At 51.7% G+C, this 18224-nt stretch carries 19 protein-coding genes and 1 rRNA gene; 11 read left to right on the top strand and 9 right to left on the bottom strand.

Going from position 1 to position 18224, the window contains the following annotated elements; all coding sequences use genetic code 11:
- The first annotated feature begins 280 nt into the window (after positions 1-280).
- A 5S ribosomal RNA gene (gene rrf, locus CLC93_RS16430) occupies positions 281-396 on the top strand.
- Positions 397-1212: 816 nt separating this feature from the next.
- On the opposite strand, the gene CLC93_RS16435 is transcribed toward rrf, so the two are convergent.
- From CLC93_RS16435 to CLC93_RS16440, 3 genes are all read right to left on the bottom strand, one after another.
- Positions 1213-1365, bottom strand: coding sequence for a class IIb bacteriocin, lactobin A/cerein 7B family (locus CLC93_RS16435; protein ID WP_095507081.1), 153 nt, complete (start codon positions 1363-1365; stop codon positions 1213-1215).
- A gap of 13 nt (positions 1366-1378) precedes the next feature.
- On the bottom strand, positions 1379-1528 hold the full coding sequence (locus tag CLC93_RS18000) for a class IIb bacteriocin, lactobin A/cerein 7B family (protein ID WP_141237417.1): 150 nt from the start codon (positions 1526-1528) through the stop codon (positions 1379-1381).
- A 136-nt stretch (positions 1529-1664) separates the two neighbouring features.
- Positions 1665-2054 (bottom strand): MAPEG family protein, encoded by a 390-nt coding sequence (locus tag CLC93_RS16440; protein ID WP_095507082.1) that lies wholly within the window; start codon positions 2052-2054, stop codon positions 1665-1667.
- A gap of 110 nt (positions 2055-2164) precedes the next feature.
- Here CLC93_RS16440 and ypfJ point away from each other — a divergent pair, with 110 nt between their 5' ends.
- Entirely contained in the window at positions 2165-3022 is an 858-nt protein-coding gene (ypfJ, locus tag CLC93_RS16445; RefSeq protein ID WP_095507083.1) for a KPN_02809 family neutral zinc metallopeptidase, read from the top strand.
- Here the strand turns inward: ypfJ and CLC93_RS16450 are convergent.
- Positions 2990-3379, bottom strand: coding sequence for an acetyl-CoA sensor PanZ family protein (locus CLC93_RS16450; RefSeq protein ID WP_095507084.1), 390 nt, complete (start codon positions 3377-3379; stop codon positions 2990-2992). The two genes, ypfJ and CLC93_RS16450, sit on opposite strands and share 33 nt — an antisense overlap.
- A gap of 69 nt (positions 3380-3448) precedes the next feature.
- Between CLC93_RS16450 and CLC93_RS16455 the strand changes: the two genes are divergently transcribed.
- Complete coding sequence (locus CLC93_RS16455) at positions 3449-3703, top strand: YkgJ family cysteine cluster protein (RefSeq protein ID WP_095507085.1); 255 nt, start codon at positions 3449-3451, stop codon at positions 3701-3703.
- Here the strand turns inward: CLC93_RS16455 and CLC93_RS16460 are convergent.
- From CLC93_RS16460 to gpmM, 4 genes are all read right to left on the bottom strand, one after another.
- Entirely contained in the window at positions 3698-4441 is a 744-nt protein-coding gene (locus tag CLC93_RS16460; RefSeq protein WP_245837185.1) for a divergent polysaccharide deacetylase family protein, read from the bottom strand. The two genes, CLC93_RS16455 and CLC93_RS16460, sit on opposite strands and share 6 nt — an antisense overlap.
- A gap of 16 nt (positions 4442-4457) precedes the next feature.
- Entirely contained in the window at positions 4458-5714 is a 1257-nt protein-coding gene (locus CLC93_RS16465) for a S41 family peptidase (protein WP_095507087.1), read from the bottom strand.
- A gap of 99 nt (positions 5715-5813) precedes the next feature.
- The gene (locus tag CLC93_RS16470; protein WP_211286899.1) at positions 5814-6944 is read right to left on the bottom strand and encodes a murein hydrolase activator EnvC family protein; all 1131 of its coding nucleotides are present in this window, start codon (positions 6942-6944) and stop codon (positions 5814-5816) included.
- 8 nt (positions 6945-6952) lie between these two features.
- Positions 6953-8503, bottom strand: coding sequence for a 2,3-bisphosphoglycerate-independent phosphoglycerate mutase (gpmM, locus tag CLC93_RS16475; RefSeq protein ID WP_095507089.1), 1551 nt, complete (start codon positions 8501-8503; stop codon positions 6953-6955).
- A gap of 141 nt (positions 8504-8644) precedes the next feature.
- On the opposite strand from gpmM, the gene CLC93_RS16480 reads away from it, so the two are divergent.
- From CLC93_RS16480 to CLC93_RS16505, 6 genes are all read left to right on the top strand, one after another.
- Positions 8645-9079, top strand: a complete 435-nt coding sequence (locus CLC93_RS16480; protein ID WP_095507090.1) for a rhodanese-like domain-containing protein — start codon at positions 8645-8647, stop codon at positions 9077-9079.
- A 34-nt stretch (positions 9080-9113) separates the two neighbouring features.
- On the top strand, positions 9114-9617 hold the full coding sequence (gene secB / locus CLC93_RS16485; RefSeq protein ID WP_095507091.1) for a protein-export chaperone SecB: 504 nt from the start codon (positions 9114-9116) through the stop codon (positions 9615-9617).
- Between the two features lie 9 nt (positions 9618-9626).
- On the top strand, positions 9627-10631 hold the full coding sequence (gene gpsA, locus CLC93_RS16490; RefSeq protein ID WP_095507092.1) for an NAD(P)H-dependent glycerol-3-phosphate dehydrogenase: 1005 nt from the start codon (positions 9627-9629) through the stop codon (positions 10629-10631).
- Between the two features lie 168 nt (positions 10632-10799).
- Positions 10800-11468: a TetR/AcrR family transcriptional regulator gene (locus CLC93_RS16495; protein ID WP_095507093.1), complete on the top strand. Its 669-nt coding sequence runs from the start codon at positions 10800-10802 to the stop codon at positions 11466-11468.
- A gap of 18 nt (positions 11469-11486) precedes the next feature.
- The gene (locus CLC93_RS16500) at positions 11487-11867 is read left to right on the top strand and encodes a RidA family protein (RefSeq protein ID WP_095507094.1); all 381 of its coding nucleotides are present in this window, start codon (positions 11487-11489) and stop codon (positions 11865-11867) included.
- A gap of 194 nt (positions 11868-12061) precedes the next feature.
- Positions 12062-13582: a BamA/TamA family outer membrane protein gene (locus tag CLC93_RS16505; protein WP_095507095.1), complete on the top strand. Its 1521-nt coding sequence runs from the start codon at positions 12062-12064 to the stop codon at positions 13580-13582.
- Between the two features lie 20 nt (positions 13583-13602).
- Here CLC93_RS16505 and CLC93_RS16510 read toward each other — a convergent pair whose 3' ends face one another.
- Positions 13603-14508 carry a 1,4-dihydroxy-2-naphthoyl-CoA synthase gene (locus CLC93_RS16510; protein WP_095507096.1) on the bottom strand — a complete coding sequence of 302 codons (906 nt, stop codon included), beginning with the start codon at positions 14506-14508 and terminating at the stop codon, positions 13603-13605.
- Between the two features lie 218 nt (positions 14509-14726).
- Between CLC93_RS16510 and CLC93_RS16515 the strand changes: the two genes are divergently transcribed.
- Complete coding sequence (locus CLC93_RS16515; RefSeq protein WP_169903095.1) at positions 14727-15869, top strand: alanine racemase; 1143 nt, start codon at positions 14727-14729, stop codon at positions 15867-15869.
- Positions 15866-18217: a penicillin acylase family protein gene (locus CLC93_RS16520; RefSeq protein ID WP_095507098.1), complete on the top strand. Its 2352-nt coding sequence runs from the start codon at positions 15866-15868 to the stop codon at positions 18215-18217. Before CLC93_RS16515 ends, CLC93_RS16520 begins: the two co-directional genes overlap by 4 nt.
- The last annotated feature ends 7 nt before the right edge of the window (positions 18218-18224 follow it).

Consider the following 18224-nt stretch of genomic DNA (forward strand, 5'->3'; position numbering starts at 1 on the left):
CAGGGTGTGTAAGCGTTGTGAGGCGTTGAGCTAACCTGTACTAATGACCCGTGCGGCTTAACCATACAACCCAGATGAGTCTGGGTGAGATAATGAGTTTGCTTGAACTTGATTTTTGAATGCACTGACTGCGTTAGTCGGTCAATTGAACCGGTCACGTACTATCGGTACGCTCCCGCTCTCAATTGTCCTCCCGCCTTGCATTGCATCCAAACTCCTGCGTTCACATTCGACGCAGTGTCAGCTTTTTCGAATTGATTTAAGAACAAACCAAATTTTGCTTGGCGGCCATAGCATTGTGGACCCACCTGATCCCATTCCGAACTCAGCAGTGAAACGCAATAGCGCCGATGGTAGTGTGGGGTTTCCCCATGTGAGAGTAGGTCACCGCCAGGCTTCAAACACTGAAAGGCCACCCTAATCGGGTGGCCTTTCTCGTTTATGAACCCTGACACTGACCTACACACTAGGTTCAGCCGCCTGCGGCTTCTACTTCATTACTTCGAATCAACACCGAGCGCCTCAAGGATTATTCACCACATCCTTGTGGTTCACCCTACGGGCCAACGGCAAGCCGTTATTTTAATCGGCTCCTGCCGATTAATCCCAGCTCTGTCATCTTCGATGACTCCGCGTTCCTCGGCTGCGAAACTTCGTTTCGGTCCTCTTATGACCTACCTCCTTGTAGGTCACCCTACGCGCCGCACTAAAGTGCGTTCAAATTCGTTCCTGACGAATTTGTCACCCCCATGTGAGCTTTCTTCGAAAAAACGGCAATGGACTTCTAATCGTCTAAAGCCATTTGAAATTAGCTCCTTATTTCGTTGTAGTTTTTGGATATTTCTTTAATCACTCTCTGGAATGAGTTTGTAGTGTAAATAGTAAAAAGATAAGCAACAGACCGTGAAAGTAAACAGCATGGCGTAGCTGAACCCCTTATCCCATACTAGGGAAAAGGCTAGTGCAGCTAGCAGGCTTAGATAAATCAAGTTGCTACGCTTTAGCAAAGAATTAGAAAGCAGAAAGAAATACAGACCAATTAAGCCCACAGAAAGCCCTGATAGATAGTATGAATTAGTTATACCTAGCTTTAATCCAAGAGCTATCAATACTATTCCACTGATTTGTAAAGTTGTGAAACCAACTGAATCGTTCATATTTTTCCCTTGTGAGCTCCCACTCATAGAGAGCGGGAGCAGAGGCCTAAAATGGTTAAAAATCTAATAATGCCATTAGCGAACCGGCCGCGACACCCAAGGCAAAGCCACCGGCTAAAGCCTTACCTATCTGAATGGCGCCAACGACAATAAGGGGCGCCACACCACCATTTACGTGTTTCATCTCGTCTAAACTAAGTTCTGTCATGTTTTGAATTTCCTTATTCAAAAAGGTTTTTCACTGTTGCGTATCCCACTAGCGCGCCGGCAGTGAAGCCCATTGCGAAGGAGTCCGTGGTTAGCACTGCGATTAGGAGTGGTAGAGCACCACCGTTTACTTCACTCAACGATTCTGAGTTTAATTCTTGCATTTGATTTTCCCTATCTATGTTATGCGAGTCATTTCGCTGTTTGCGTGCACGCAATCATAGGTATAGAAGAACATTTGCAAAAAGATAAACCGAAATTGCAAAGATCAGGCAAGCCTCTATACAAAAGGACTAAGACTTAGTTCGGCAAGCAGCGCCAAATCATGGTTAGTGATGAACCAAATCCTATCGTCCAAGCCAATGAGCGCGCCAGGTCGTGGTTGGTTAGGTAGGTGACATGATAGGCACCTCGAGCGACGACAAAAACGATTGCGAGGGCCTCAGCGGTATTGTCGACTCGATTGGTAGCAATGGTAAGCAAAACAGCTGGAGCGAAAACTGCGATGGCTTCCCAAGCATTTTGATGAGCTGCGAGTGCACGGGCGCCAAAACCTTGGAGCTGGTTTTGTTGGTTCCTAGGATACTTATTGTTGTAGCCGCCTTTCTTCTGCATCGCTATTGATAGCGGGATCTTGGCGATGATTGGCATTAAACAGCAGAAAAACAAAGATAATATTAGAGTGGTCATAGGGCGTCTCAAGCGTCCGAGTGTATTGTCTAACTTATGGAGTTGTTTACCTTTGTGCAACCCAGTCTTGGTCTAAAATTAGCCTGATTAGGAGCAATTGGACACAGACTATGAAATGGCAGAGGCGTCGTCGTAGCGATAGAGTTGCCGATCGAAGAGGGACTGGCGGGCGCGGTGGCACCACGGCCTTGATCAATCTATTCAGTTTCTTGCTGGGTAGTCGACTAGGGCGAATCATGCTTGTCGCCGGTGTCGCTTTGTATTTTTTTACTGGTATCAATCCGCTCAATTTTTTATCACAAGCGCCTACAACCACTGCGCAAGCTCCTATAGAGAACAACCAACAAGCGGATTTTGTCGCAGTGGTGTTGGCAGATACCGAGTCGTATTGGCAAGCGCAGTTTGAACAACAAAAACTCAGCTATCAGCTGCCGACTTTGGTGTTGTTCGAGGGACGGGTAGACAGTCATTGCGGCTCGGCATCCTCAGCGGTAGGGCCATTTTATTGTCCGGTTGATCGTCAGATATACCTAGATTTGTCATTCTTTCAAACGTTAAAGCAGCAGCTTGGTGCTGGAGGCGACTTTGCTCAGGCCTATGTGATAGCCCATGAAGTGGCACATCACGTGCAAAACTTGCTTGGAATCAGCGTTCAAGTACAGCAACAGCAATCCCAGCAACCGGAAAAGGCCAATCAATTGTCGGTTAAGCTCGAGCTTCAGGCGGACTGTATGGCTGGTATGTGGGCTAACTACGCGCAGTCCAAGGGATGGCTGGAGGTTGGCGACATTGAAGAAGCGATGACGGCGGCACAAGCGATAGGTGATGACAGGCTTCAGCAGCAAGCGGGAAAAGCAGTGCGCCCTGAACAATTCACTCACGGGACCTCTGCTCAGCGCACCCATTGGTTCAATTTAGGTCTGACTCAAGCAAGCTTAGAGGCCTGTAATACGTTTGCACCACAATGAACCCGCTTGCACAAATCCTGCTTGGGCTAACCAAGGGACTAGTTCAGCACTTACCGGTGTTTCGACACAAAGTTGCTCAAGTTCCCCACTGAGTAGCTGGCTGGCTTGAGTTATAAGATCACTGCCAACGCCGCGACGTCGATTTGGCTCGCCAACGGCAATCGCGGTAAGCCGACCTCGAGAGTCTATGGCTAGTGCCGCTATGTGGCGGTCGTTAAAGGTTGAGCAGAATAGTTTGCCGTCGCTCAGTTGTGCTAGAAACTGCTGCGCGTCGAAAGGACTGTTTTGGCAGATCTTATTGAGGTCTAGTTCCAATTGTTCTGAAGTCTTGGTGACTTGTGAGACTGTCAATCGCATACAAAATCCGTTGATAAAACCAGCGAGTGGGCGCTAGTATAACCGCCTTCTCAAACAGAGTGAAAAACCTTGGACTGTCGAATTGGATGCGGAGCCTGTTGCATAGCTCCATCAATAACCACACCTATCCCTGGAATGCCTAACGGCAAACCGGCGGGCGAGCGCTGCGTGCAGCTCAAAGACGACAACCTCTGTCGATTGTTTGGCCAACCGAGCCGCCCCAAAGTCTGTTTGCAGTTTAGACCCTGTGCCGACGTTTGCGGTGACAGTTCAGAGCAAGCCATCTGGCGTATCACCGAACTTGAAGCGGCCACTAGTTTATAGGCTGGCGCGCACTCCCACCATTTGCCCACCTTCGGGTTTTTGGCCGTTAAGCGCCAGCTGTTGCGGTCTTAGCAACTGCGAAATAGCTACCAACTCAATTCCTTGCGCTTGCAGCTCAGGTAAGCGTCGCTCTAGCATATCCAGAGTTTCAGGGTAGGGATGGCCAATGCCAATCGCCAGACCAGTTTTCTGGGCGATGCGCACTAGCCGGTTGAATTCGCGCTCAATGGCCTGTGGGCTCGGGTCATGGTCTAAGAAGACGTCTCGTCGCAAGCTCGCAACCCTGTGTTGCAGCGCCTGCTGTTGAGCTTTTGAGTACTTGGTGGTGGCGCTGTCGACAAAGTACATTTGCTGCTCTTGCAGTACTTCCATTACCCAGCGCATTTGAGGGTTGAGTTGCGTTAGCAAACTGCCTTTGTGGTTGTTGATAGCAATCGCATCGGGTACTGCCGCGATGGCTTGTCTGAGGGTTTGTTTAAATTGCCCCTCGCTCATTTGCAATTGCAAAGCTCCGGGGCCCAAAGAACCGCCGTTTAATGCCTGCATCGGCACGTGAACCATAATGTCGTGATTGGCAGAGAGAGGTTTGGCTAAAGCGCTGTAGCGAGTGTGAGGCAGAACCGCAAAAGTTAGCGGCCCGGGAAGCTCAAGGGCACGCTTGTCGGTGCTGCGATAGCCAATATCATCGATAATCAGAGCGATTTGAGCTGCCCAAAGGTTAGGGCAAAAAAGGACCAAAAATAGTCCCAAAAGTTTAAGGCGAGTAGCTTGTCGTTGTTGTAATTTGCGTCTCACTAGCGGTCCGTTTGTTCAGCAGCCAATCCGTTGCCAGAGCCATGTCTGGATCTGTGCTTAAGTGTGCAAACTTATCATCCTTATGTAAGTTAAGTCCATGCTCGTTAGCCAGTTTTACCTGTTGATGCTGTTCGTGCTCGGCAGCCTCAATATCCGGAGAAATCCCTACTTTATGAATGTTCTTGCCGTCTGGCGTGAAATAACGAGCGGTAGTTAACTTAATCGCCGTACCTGCTCTTAGGGTGGGAATTAGGCTTTGCACTGAGGCCTTGCCGAAGCTAGTTTCACCCACTAAGGTAGCTCTGTGATTGTCGGCCAAAGCGGCAGCAAGTATCTCTGAGGCTGAGGCCGAACCTCGGTTAATCAGTACCACAATTGGCAGGTCATCAATCACGGTTTGTTCTGAGGCGTAGTAGTCGGTGTTGGCGTCAAAGTAGCGCCCCATGGTGCCAACAATTCTGCCCTTACTCAGAAACATATCGGCCACGTCGATGGCCTGGTCCAACAGCCCGCCAGGGTTGTTGCGCAGATCTATGATCAACCCCCTGCTGGTTGTGGGTAGCTGCTCCAAATACTCTCGAGTGCGTTCGGCTGTGTCCTCTTGAAAACTGCTGATGCGCAAATAGCTGAGGTTGTTGTTGAGTTCGGCCAGCTTGACCGATTGCACCTGAATAGAGGCGGGGGTGAGCTTGTGCTCTGCGTTACCCATGGGGTTCGACACGGATAAGGCTATCGGGCGATTACTTTGGCTTTGCTCGCGAATGTAGGTCAGTACATCTTCAAAGTTATCTGGCTCAACAGTCAGTTCATCCACCTGAGTGACTTTGTCACCGGAGCGAATGCCCGAGTAGAAAGCAGGCGAATCATCAATCGGTGCGATAATAGTGACTTGCTCGTCGACAATCGCGATTTCAATCCCGAAGCCATAGTAGCTGCCGGCATTGCTCTCTGATATCTGAGAGAACTCGTCTTCGTTCAAAAACTCGGAGTGAGAGTCGAGCTGCTTGAACACGCCTTCAATGGCGTATTCCACTAAGGCTTGGCGGTCGACTTCGGTGACGTAATAGGTTTCTACGCTTTCAATAATGTCCTGCAATAACTCCCAATCGTGCTCACGAGTCCAACGCTCGGAGTACTCGTCAGAATACAAGCTGACGGACAATCCAATCGATAGACCTAAAAAAGCTCCGGTTGTGAATTTCAACAGGCTCGGCATAGCACCCCCTAGTGACTTGTCTTATCAAGTATAGGCGAGGGTAACCAAGCTGCCCGAAAATTGGCTTTTAAGTTAGTAGGTTAGCCTGTAAGCGGATGATTACTTGCAGTAATTTTTAGGATTAACGGGCGAACCTTTGCGGCGCATCTCAAAGTACAAACCAGGTTGTTTGCTACCACCAGAGCGCCCTACCAAAGCGATTGAGTCACCCTTTTTGACCGAGTCGCCGGCTCGCTTAAATAAGGTTTGGGCGTGACCATACAGACTCATGTAGCCTTTGCCGTGATCGATCACCATTACCATGCCATAGCCTTTCATCCAGTCGGCATAAAGCACTTTGCCATTCTCGACCGCCCGAATGGAGCGACCTTCCGGTGCGCTAATGGTTACGCCGTTCCAGCGAATTTGGCCAGAGCGTTTGGTGCCGAAATTGGTGACAATACGGCCGCGTGTTGGCCAAGCCAGCTTACCGCGTTTTACGTTAATGCCCGGCAGGCTAGTGTTGTTGCGACTGGCCGCGATGGCTTGTTCGATGACTTGCTTGAGGCTACCTTCTTCAATCTGCATCTGCTCTAAGCGTTGGCCTTCAGAGCTTATCGACTTGTTGAGTTGGGCCACAGTCGCTTTTCGCTGGCTCTGCTCAGCCTGCAGCTCGTCTCTTTGCTTGAGCTGTTTGGATTTCAACTGTTTTAACGAGGCTTGTTGCTCGCGAGCTTGCCGCTGGCTTTCGTCGAGCTGCTGGCTGGTTTTCTTGAGCTGCTCGAGCGAACGTGCTCGAGCTTTGTTCAAATACTGGTAATACACCAGCATGCGCTCAACTCGAGATGGGTCCTCTTGGTTGAGTAGCATCTTGGTGTAGTCGTGAGTACCCGAGAAGTAGGCGCTGGCCACTTGCTTGGCCAAGATCTGCTGTTGACTTTTCTTGAGCTCACTAAGCTGTGTAATGCGAGTTTGGGTTTGTGCAACCTCAGCGTTGACGGCTTTGAGTTTATTCTCGGTCTGATTGAGCGATGCGGCTGCTTTGGCGATGGCTTTTTCGTCCTTTGCCAATAGTGCTTGCAACTGGTCTATCTGACGTTGCGACGACTTCAGTGATTGAGCTTTGGCGTTAATCGCTTGCTGTAGCTTTTTTAGCTCAGCTTGGCGCTGAGACAAATCCGAGCCGTGCGCTTGGCCCATCAGCCCAGCGCACAGCAAAACTATCCCTAGTAGGTGCCATCCTTGTCGCATGTCAGTCCTTAAGCGGTGACAGCGAACAGAGGGCGGCCGGTCATTTCGTCCGGAACCTCTACCCCCATCAGGGTGAGCATGGTGGGTGCGATATCGCTCAAACGACCGTCTTGGTGCAGAATTTTCGCGTCGCGACCAACGTAAATTAAGGGTACCGGCTGACTGGTATGAGCGGTGTGTGCTTGACCGGTGGCTTCGCTGGTCATCTGCTCTGCGTTACCGTGGTCCGCGGTAATCAAGGCCTCAGCATTGTTGCGCTCAAGGGCTTCAACCACTCGGCCAATGCTACGGTCAACCGCCTCACAAGCCAAAATGGCTGCGTCTAGGTTGCCGGTATGGCCTACCATGTCACCGTTGGGGTAGTTACAGATGATCACGTCAAACTCACCAGAATCGATGGCGCCAACCAGCTCATCGGTAAGCAGCTCGCTATTCATTTCCGGCTGCAAGTCGTAAGTCGCCACTTTTGGCGAAGGAATTAATTTGCGTTGCTCGCCTTCAAACACCTCTTCAACGCCACCGTTAAAGAAGAAGGTTACGTGAGCGTACTTTTCTGTCTCTGAGATCCGCAGCTGAGTTTTACCCGTGTTTTGCAGTACTTCGCCAAGAGTATTGGTCAAGGTTTCTGGCGGGTAGGCGCAGCTGGCTTGAATGTCCGCCGCGTATTGGGTCAGCATTACGAAGTCGGCCAGAGCTGGACGCTTGGCTCGAGTGAAGCCATCGAAGTCATCTTGTACGAATGAACGAGTGATTTCACGGGCTCTATCGGCGCGGAAGTTCATGAATATCAGCGCATCGCCGTCGTTTATGCTGGCGGCAGGCTGCTGCTCGGTGGCGATCACCGAAGGAGCAACAAATTCGTCGTTCTCGTCGCGAGCATAGGCGGCGTTTAAGGCGTCGACACTGCGCTCAAAGACGTGCTCGGCTTTGCCTTCTGTCAGCAATTGGTAGGCCTTTTCAACGCGTTCCCAGCGATTGTCGCGGTCCATAGCGTAATAGCGGCCAACCACAGATGCGACGCGGCCGCAGTCTAACTGCTCAAATAAGGTCTCGAATTTAGCCAATGACGCCTCAGCGCTGCGCGGTGGCGTATCGCGACCGTCCAAAAAGGCGTGCAAGTACACTTGCTTGGCACCGCGCGCTGCGGCGAGTTTGACCGCGGCTTCTATGTGACTTTCGTGAGAGTGAACGCCGCCAGGAGACAACAATCCCATCAGATGCACGGCTTTACCAGCAGCAACGGCTTGGTCGATGGCGCCAGTCAGCGCTGGATTTTGCTGAAAAGTCCCCTCTTCGATGGCTTTGCCAATGCGAGTCAGTTCTTGGTACACCACACGGCCAGAGCCCAGATTAATGTGGCCAACTTCAGAGTTTCCCATTTGGCCATCAGGCAGGCCGACATCTTGGCCTGAACCGGAGATTAGGGTCGAGGTGTGCTTGTGCCACAGGCTATCCATCACCGGGGTATTGGCAAGTGTGATGGCGTTGTTGGCTGCGGCTTCTCTGTGGCCCCAACCATCAAGAATAATTAATGCGAGGGTTTTCTTGTTATCCGACATAATTCGCTCTAATGATGCGTTGGCTTTCGGTTTTCAGAATTTGGCCCAATTTTACCTTTTAGCGGGGCTGAAATCTATGCTGGCTGACGGTATACTCTGTGGCTGTTTTTACCCATATAAGCCCACGTAAGGCACATATCAATGCAAGAATTTATTGACTTTCTTGGCCGTAACCCAGTTTTGTCCGTCGCCTGGGCCGGTTTGTTTATCGCCCTGATTGTTACCACAATCAAGGCAGCGACCTCTAAAGTGAAAAGCATTCGCTATCAAGAGGCGGTGCAACTGATCAACAAGCAGTCCGCCAAGGTGGTAGACATTCGCGGTCGTGACGACTACAAAAAAGGACATATTGTTGACGCAATTCACGTTGCGATGGCGGATATCAAAAATAAACGCCTAGGGGCACTTGAAAAAATGAAACAGGACCCCATTATTCTGGTATGCAATGCGGGAATGACTTCGTCGCAAGCCGCTCAGCTGTTGTCGCAGCAGGGTTTTGAGACTGTCTATAGCCTACATGGCGGAATGAGCGACTGGACCGCGAACAACATGCCAGTTGCACGCAAAAAACGATAATTTATCTCTAGCAAAACGAATTAGGTAATAGACCATGGCTGAACAAGCAAACAACAACGAACAAGCCGCCGCAGAACAACAAGCCGGCCCACAATTTAACATCCAGCGCATTTACACCAAGGACATCTCTTTTGAGACGCCTAACAGCCCTGCGATTTTCCAAAAAGAATGGACTCCAGAAGTTAAGCTGGACCTAGACACTCGCAGCGAAAAGCTGGCTGACGACGTTTACGAAGTTGTGCTGAGCCTGACCGTTACCGCAAAAATCGGTGAAGAAACTGCCTTCCTATGTGAAGTTCAGCAAGCCGGTATTTTTGCAATCCAAGGTTTGAACGAGCAGCAACTGGCTCACTCGCTAGGTGCTTACTGCCCGAACACTCTATTCCCATACGCTCGCGAAGCAATTGGCAGCCTAGTTGCTCGTGGTACTTTCCCACAGCTAAACCTAGCGCCAGTTAACTTCGACGCTTTGTTTGCTCAGTACGTTGCACAACGTCAGCAAGCAGAAGCCGAGCAAAACAACGACGCGCAAGCCTAAGGCTTAGCTATGTCTAGCGCTGACATTGTCGTGCTAGGGGCGGGGTCCTACGGCACCGCCCTTGCCATCTCGCTAGCCAACAATGGCCACAAAGTACTGATTTGGGGTCATTTGCCAGAGCACATGGAAGCTTTGGCGCGAGATCGCTCGAACCAAGAATTCCTGCCTGACATTCCGTTTCCGGATACCCTGCAACCCGAGCCCGATTTAGCCAAAGCGCTTGCGGCTACCCGCAATGTGCTGGTTGTGGTACCAAGCCATGTGTTTGGACTCGTACTCAAACAAGCTCAACCGCACCTTCGCGATGATGCTCGTTTGGTTTGGGCGACCAAGGGACTTGAGCCTGAAACTGGGCGTCTTCTTAAAGACGTCGCCCATGATGCTCTGGGTGACAAGTATCCATTGGCAGTGTTGTCGGGACCAACTTTTGCAAAAGAGTTGGCGGCTGGACTACCAACGGCCATTGCGGTGGCTTCTCCCGATCAGAGCTTCGCTCAAGATTTGGTGGAGTTGTTGCATTGTAAGAACCGGTTCCGTGTATACATCAACGATGACTTTGTTGGCCTGCAGTTAGGCGGGGCAGTGAAGAACGTGATTGCCATTGGTGCGGGTATGTCCGACGGTATCGGTTTTGGCGCCAACGCTCGAACCGCTTTGATCACTCGTGGCCTTGTTGAGATGGGTCGCCTCGGGGAGGCGCTCGGCGCTCAACCAGGTACCTTCATGGGCATGAGCGGCTTAGGCGATTTGGTACTGACCTGTACCGACAACCAGTCGCGCAACCGTCGCTTTGGGTTGGCGTTAGGCCAAGGTGCAGACATTGACCAAGCTCAAGAAGAGATTGGTCAGGTGGTTGAGGGTTATCGCAACACCAAAGAAGTGTATGTGCTGGCTCAACGTATGGGTGTCGAAATGCCGATTGTTGAGCAGATTTATCAGGTCCTATACCAAGGTAAGCCTGCCACTGAAGCCGCCAAAGTGCTGCTTTCTCGAGTGCCAAAGTCGGAAAGCTAAGCCCTGTTGATACAAAAAGCCGACCTCTGGGGTCGGCTTTGTTGTTTGCTCGCGTTTTAATTGTACAAAGATCCAATTTATTCGTGATATAACAGGAGTGTAGGAGGTAAGGCGTCCAGCCGAAGTGGTTCTCCTAGATAACGATAATAAATCACGCAGGATTCAAGCATGTCCCAATCCAGTGCGCCAGTGAAACGCCGAGCTCGCGGCGAGGTCACCCGCAATCTTATCTTAGAGGCCACCCTGTCCCTCATTGCCAAACAGGGCATTCGCGCTGTAACTCACAGAGCGGTGGCGGCGGAGGCAGAAGTGCAGCTGTCCCTGACCACCTATTACTTCAAAGACATCAACGAGCTTATCGCTAAGGCCTTTACCCACTACTGTGAGCGCGGCCGACCGGAGCTAAACGACGTGTGGGTACGCGTTGACGAAGTACTCAATCGCCACAAGGCCCGCGAACTTCGCTCGAAGCAACTGAGAATACAGGTCTGCAATGAGTTGGTAGAGCTCGGTAAAGAGTATATTTTAGGGCAGATTCGCGAGAACGCCGATAGCTTGTGCGTCGAGCAAATCTTCTTCGCCGACACCAGCTTAAGCGACAACTTACGCGAGCTGGTAAATGAGCACCGTGCCCATTTGTTCGCGCCGATGGAGGCCATGTGTGCCAAGTTCAACCGTCACGACCCGCATATCGACGCCACCATTTTGCTTGATACCATTTTGAGCTTTGAGTACGCCTCCGTGGGTCGCCCAATGGACGACGCTCGCCAAGCCGAACTCGATGCTTTGTTAAAACGTCTATTTGGTTGGATCCTGGGGATCCACCAGTACCGCTAGTATTTGTTAGGAGTCACAATGATTACCCTTGCCACCGATAAAGCGCCGGCCGCAGTAGGACCATACTCTCAGGCCAAAGTTTACCAAGGTATTTTGTATACTTCGGGCCAAATTCCTTTGGTACCCGAAACCGGTGAAATGGTTTCCGAGGATGTGCGCGAGCAAACTCAGCAAGTGATGCAAAACCTTCGCGCTATCGTTGAGGCCGCTGGGGCCAACATGGGGCAGATCATTAAAACCACCTGCTATTTGGCGGACATTAATGACTTTGCCGTGTTTAACCAAGCCTACGCCGAAGCCTTTGACGAGGTGTTTCCAGCCCGCAGTTGCTTTGAAGTGGCCAACTTGCCTTTGGGTGCCAAAGTCGAAGTCGAAGCCATCGTCGCCTTAGACGGTTAGACTCCCAAGCGCGTTCTCAACTTGCATTTCTGCCCTCGGTTAACCATCTTTAAATAAGGCCGTCGCCACTATAACTCTATGATTTGACGGCCAGTTGTTGGCCTTAGGTGTTAGGGGGACGGTTGCAAAACGGCTTTTGGGGGCGCTTTTCCTGCCTGTGTATTTTAATCGGCTGCACGCTACATGCAGCCCCTTTGGCGTACGCCTTTGGCGATCAGTGCGCGCAACCGGCGCGTGTGGTTGCTGTGCAAAATGACATTTTTGACCTCTCGGAACCCGACACCTTTTTTATTCACCATTGGGCCAACGCCCTGCACATCATTACCAAGCCCATCACTATCGAAGATCAGGTTGAGGGTTTTGCCCCTTGCGTGCTGGATACGGACCTTGCCGAAGTTGAGCGTCACCTGCGCAATCAACCTTACTTAAGAGATGCCCGCGTCACTGAGCAAAGCGACGAAGAGGGCGATTATGTGCTGGTTGAAACTTGGGATAACTGGTCGTTACTCCCCACCATTAACTTTGGCCGCAGCGGTGGTGAGAGCAAGTTTTCTGTGGGTCTTAAGGATTCGAACTTCTTAGGCTACGGGGTGCGAACCCAGCTCAGATACAAGAGTGATTATCAGCGCACAGGTTACGAACTCAAGTTTGACGCGCCCCTATTTTTGGGCAAAAACGCCAACTTGTTGCTGGTCGCCGCCGATAACGACGATGGCAGCCAAACCACAGTTGCGGTGCGTAAGCCCTTTGTCTCACTACACAATATCTGGGCCGGTCAGGCCTATTTTGATGACAGATTACTCTCTGAGACCATTCGTCAGGGTGGGCAGGACGTCAACCGCTTCCAACAAGACAGTCAAGACACTTCACTATGGTACGGCTGGTCAAAAGGGCGCATCGGTGACAGCAGTTGGCGTTGGCTAGCCGGGATACACGGAGAGCGCTATGAGTTTTCCAAATTCACCAGCGAAGTGCAGCCTCAAGACCGAACTCTGATAGCGCCTTGGTTCGGTTTTGCCAGTGTTACCGATGGCTTTCGCAAGCTAAAGGATATTTACCTTATCAATCAGACCGAGGACGTAAACTTTGGTCGCGAGTACGGCCTGCGCCTAGGCCATGACATCAGTCAGCATTCGCAATCGGGTCAGGGACCGGTGTGGTGGGCTTACTATCGACAAGCCTTTGGTTTAGCCGAAGACATGATGTTGGTGACCCGCTGGGATTTTGAAGGCAATCGCCGCAGCGATGGAAGCTATCGCGCGCTTGGATCTGTGTTCAACGAATGGTTTTATCGCTTTAACCCTAAGCTGGCTAGCTACATTCGACTCGACGCCACTGTGTCGCAAAATCAATATTTGGACCAACCGGTGACTCTGGGAGGGGATAACGGCGTGCGCGGTTATCCGTTGCAATTTCAACACGGTCAGCACGCGGTTTCTGGCTCACTAGAGCTGCGTTATTACCCAAACATCAACCTGTTTAAGTTGTTTGAGTTTGGCGGTGTAGCCTTTGTGGATGCGGGTAAGACGGACGGCGAGTCTGCGTACGCGGATAATAATCAAGAGCTTTTGCGAAGCGTTGGGGTCGGATTAAGGGCTTTTAGCTCGTTTGCGTCGAACTCAAATGTGGTGCACGTCGATTTCTCTCGACCACTGTCTAACGACCCTAGAGTGAATGGCTGGGAGTGGCGGGTCGAAGTGAAGCAACACTTCTGACCCGCACTCGCGTCAAAGGCTCAATAGTGCCAAGGGAAGCGGCTAAAGTCCTGATCGCGCTTTTCTAGGAAAGCATCACGACCTTCTTGTGCTTCTTCAGTGCCATAGGCTAGGCGGGTGGCCTCACCGGCAAACAGCTGCTGGCCCACCAAGCCATCGTCAGGAAGGTTGAAGCCGTACTTCAACATACGCATTGCAGTCGGGGATTTAGAATTGATTTCTTTGGCCCAGCGCAGCGCTTCCACTTCCAGCTCAGCGTGATCAACCACTTTATTGACCATACCCATTTCAAACGCCTCTTGGGCGCTGTAGTTAAAGCCGCAAAAGAAAATCTCACGAGCGCGCTTTTGGCCAATCATTTTAGCCAAATAAGCCGAGCCATAGCCCGAGTCAAAACTGGCCACGTCTGGGTCGGTTTGCTTGAAAATGGCGTGCTCTTTAGAGGCTAGAGTCAAATCACAGACCACGTGCAAGCTGTGACCACCGCCTACCGCCCAGCCTGGAACCACGGCAATCACCACTTTTGGCATAAAGCGAATCAGGCGTTGCACCTCGAGAATGTGCAAGCGGCCCATGCGCGCCACATCGGCGGTATTGGCTTGCTCGCCTTCATACTTATAGCCATCTTTGCCGCGAATGCGCTGATCGCCGCCAGCGCTAAAGGCCCAGCCACCGTCCTTTGGAGACGGGCCGTTGCCGGTGATCAAGACACAGCCTACGTCAGACCACTGGCGGGCGTGATCCAGTGCAGTGAATAGCTCGTCTACGGTTTTTGGGCGAAAGGAGTTACGACATTCGGGGCGATTAAAAGCGATACGCACAGTGCCTTGGTCTTTGGCTCTGTGGTAAGTAATGTCGCTAAAGTCGAACCCTTCGACCGCGTCCCACAAGTCGGCGTCAAAAATGTCTGATATGGTTTGGCTCATGGAATAACCTTTGACTCAATTAATGAGCCTCAAAGGCTAGGGGCAATGGACGCGCAGGTCAATGACTGGCTTGGGTTTTTGCACAGAAATCAGTTTTAGTAAGGCTGTGAACGCTTGGATGAAAGCTTTAGTTTATTGCACGTTTGTACAATTTTTGTTAGAAAAGTGGATGTGTATTTATCCGTCCAAGCCAATTGCTAAGCAAAGGAAGTGTTCCATTGGCCCAGCCTTTCTCTGATTACCAGCTAGCACTGCGACAGGCGAAGCTCGCCAAGCCCAGCTTGTTGCTGGATCGCCAGGCCTTTGAGCGCAACCTATCGCGGGTGGCTGAGCAATCGCGCTTGCCGCTGCGCTTGGTGGTTAAATCTCTGCCCAGCTTGCCCTTGCTTGAGCTCGCCATGCAGCGCTTAGCCACCAATCGCCTGATGTGCTTCCATTGGCCTTTTTTGTTGCAGTTGCTCGCTTGGCGTGATGACTTGGACATACTGATAGGCAAGCCCATGCCCTTGGCCGCGATGGAACACTGTCTTGAGCAGCTGTCGCAAAGCCAGTTGGACAAGATTCAGTGGCTAATCGACACGCCACAGCGGTTGCAACAAGCCTCAAAGCTGGCTCAAGCACATCAACACCGACTTAAATGCAGCCTTGAGGTGAACCTAGGTATGCAGCGGGGTGGCTTTGAAACGCCTGAGTCTGTCGCTAACGCTGTGGCGCAACTGAACGATGACCCTTTGCTCAGTTTCAGTGGCGTCATGGGATACGAGGCTCACGTCGCCAAAGCGCCATTTGGCCGAGTGGCGCAGGCCCATCAAAAGGCGCAAGCCAAGTTGCAACAGGTTCTGCAAGCCTTACCGAGTCGTGAGGGGCTTTGCATTAACTCAGGGGGCAGTCCTACCTGGGCGTTGCATCAAACCCACAGTGCTGCTAACGACATCAGCCTGGGTTCCATGCTAGTTAAGCCCACAGATTTTGAGCTACCCAGCTTGCAGGCGTTAGAGCCGGCGTTGTACGTGGCGACTCCGGTACTCAAACGCTTAGCAGGAGTACGCTTGCCCTTTGTCGGGAATTTGCCTTTGGGGCGCGATAGGGTGTTCTTATACGGTGGCAAATGGATGGCGCGAGCTGAGTACCCCAGTGGATTAAAGCCATCTCGCTTGTTCGGTGACAGCTCTAACCAGCAGCTACTGACCATACCCAAGCGGCAAGCATTGAAAGCGGATGACTGGGTATTTCTCAGGCCAACCCAAAGCGAAGCGTTGATGCTGCAATTTGGTGACCTACAAATCTATGATAATCAAATAATAAGTGAGTCTTGGCCGGTGCTAAGCGCTCAAATCAATACTCTTGGAGAGAACGTATGACCCAAAGCTCGTGGTGGAAGCGCCTGTTGTTGAGCCTGGTGGCCGTGATTGTGGTGGCGCTATTGGCTATCTGGTGGGTGTTATCCGCTTCTAAAGGCCAGCTAGACGGCGAACTGGCCGTTGGCGTTAGCGCACCGGTCAATATAGGTTTCGATGCGGCCAAGCGACCTTATGTTCAGTCTGAGAGTTTAGCCGATGCGCTAACTGCTCAGGGCTATTTGCACGCTTCAGAGCGTCTGTGGCAAATGGAGTTGGTGCGCAGCGCTGGGCGAGGCGAGCTGGCGGTTTTGTTTGGTCGCGACATGTTGGACTCGGACAAAAGTCTTTGGCGCATGGGGGTGCCGCAGCTCGGGCAGCGTTTGTATCACGGCGCCTCGGACAACATGAAAGCTCTGGTTGAGGCCTATGTACTTGGGGTTAACGCCGCGATTGAGCAACAAAGCATGCCGTCGCCGGAGCTAATGCTACTTGGCGCTGAAGTAAGGCCTTGGCAGGCGCAAGATGTGTTCGCGGTCGGCGCGTTAATTGCCTTCCAGTCGGCAAACAACCACTCCAATGAGTTATTGCGTCTTAAGTTGTCGCAAAAACTCACTGATAATCAAATGCGCCTGTTCACCGAAGATGGCAGCGATATTGGCCACTTTCCATTTATTATTGCCGATGACTTATCTGAACTAAGCGAAACACTGGCCAGCGTCGATCCGGATTGGAACCCGAAAATGCCTCGAGTGAAGTTTGGCTCAAATGGCTGGGTGGTAGCCCCTGAAAAAAGCCAGTCGGGTTTTCCGCTGTTTGCCTTTGATTCCCATGACCAACTGGGCCTGCCCAACCTGTTTTACGAAGTGCATTTGTTTATCGGCGATGACGCGCAAATTCGTGGATGGTCAGTGCCTGGATTACCTGGGGTCATCAACGGCTATAACCAATCGATTGCGTGGGGTTTTACCAACATTGGCGATACCCAAGACTTGTACGTTGAAACCGAATCCAGTGACCAAGCCCATCACTATCTCCATGATGGCGAATATCTCGCGGCGGTGGCCGAGCGAGTGGAGCTTAAAGTCAAAGGCGGCGAGAGCGAGCCCTTTACTATTTATCACACTCCTAACGGGCCGCTGATCAGCGAGTCGCCAGCCATTAGCTTTAGCTGGACCTTGCATCAACTGACAGATGAGATGCTTGCCAACTATGGCCTAGAAGCTTTGCTTAAGCTCAATCAAGCGACCAATTGGGACGAGTTTAACCAGGCGATTGATAAGCACGCCGGGCCAACCCTGAATGCTACCTATGCCGATGTTCATGGCAACATTGGCTTTCGTACCGCGGGCATACTGCCAGTACGCGGAAGTGGTGAAGGCTTAGCTCCGCTAGATGGAGCGCTTAGTAAAAATGCTTGGCAAGGACTCGTACCAGCAACCGAGATGCCGCGTTTGCTCAACCCAGAGTCTGGCTATATTGCCGCGGCCAATGCGCGAGTTAACCCGAAAGACTTTGGTGTGCTGGTATCAGCCGACAATGCCGCACCTTATCGCATAGAGCGTCTACAGCAAGTCTTATCGGCTGCACCTAAATTGACCCTAGGCGACATGCAGGGCTTGCAGATGGACTGGTACGACGGCCAGGCGGCTAAGGTGCTGCCTAGCATGTTGGCAAAACTCAATGGTGCTTCGCTTAGCCCACAACAAACCCAAGCAGTTGAGCTACTGCAGGCTTGGTTGTCCCGTCCGATGGCAACTAGCGATAGCGCGCCGGCACTGATTTTTCAGCACTGGTATTTGAGTCTGGCCAACACCATGTTTAACCCAGTACTTGGGGATGAGCTTTACACGCGAGTGCTAAAGCGCAGCTATGTGCTGAGCTTTGCGGTCGACCAAGCTCTGTTAGAGGCGCCTGCTGCCAAGGCTTGGGATTTCGATTGGCCAAAGCTTTTGAGTGAAAGCTTGCATCACAGCCTTGAGCAGCTGGCTGGCGAGCTTGGGCCAGAGCTGGTGGCGTGGCGACTCGATGACAAGCAAGGGGTTAAGCTCTATCACGAACTTGGCAAGGCTGTACCGGCATTAGACCCTGTGTTTAACTCTGAGCGTTACCCTTGGGGTGGCACACCGGCGGCGGTGGGGCGCGCTAACTACAAGTACCACACACCCTTTGAAGTGAGCCATGGCGCCACAGTGCGCGTGGTGGCAGAAATGTCGCCGCAAGTGCGGGCAAAGGCTGTGATCCCCGGTGGTCAGTCAGGACATCCGTTGAGCGACCACTACCGAGATCAGTTTGCTGCTTGGTTGGCGGGGGATTTAATCGATATCAGCGCCGAACCGGTGCCGGCGCAGTTGACTCTTACACCCAATTAGGGGGAGA

It is taken from the genome of Paraferrimonas sedimenticola, assembly GCF_002282855.1.
Lineage (GTDB): Bacteria > Pseudomonadota > Gammaproteobacteria > Enterobacterales > Shewanellaceae > Paraferrimonas > Paraferrimonas sedimenticola.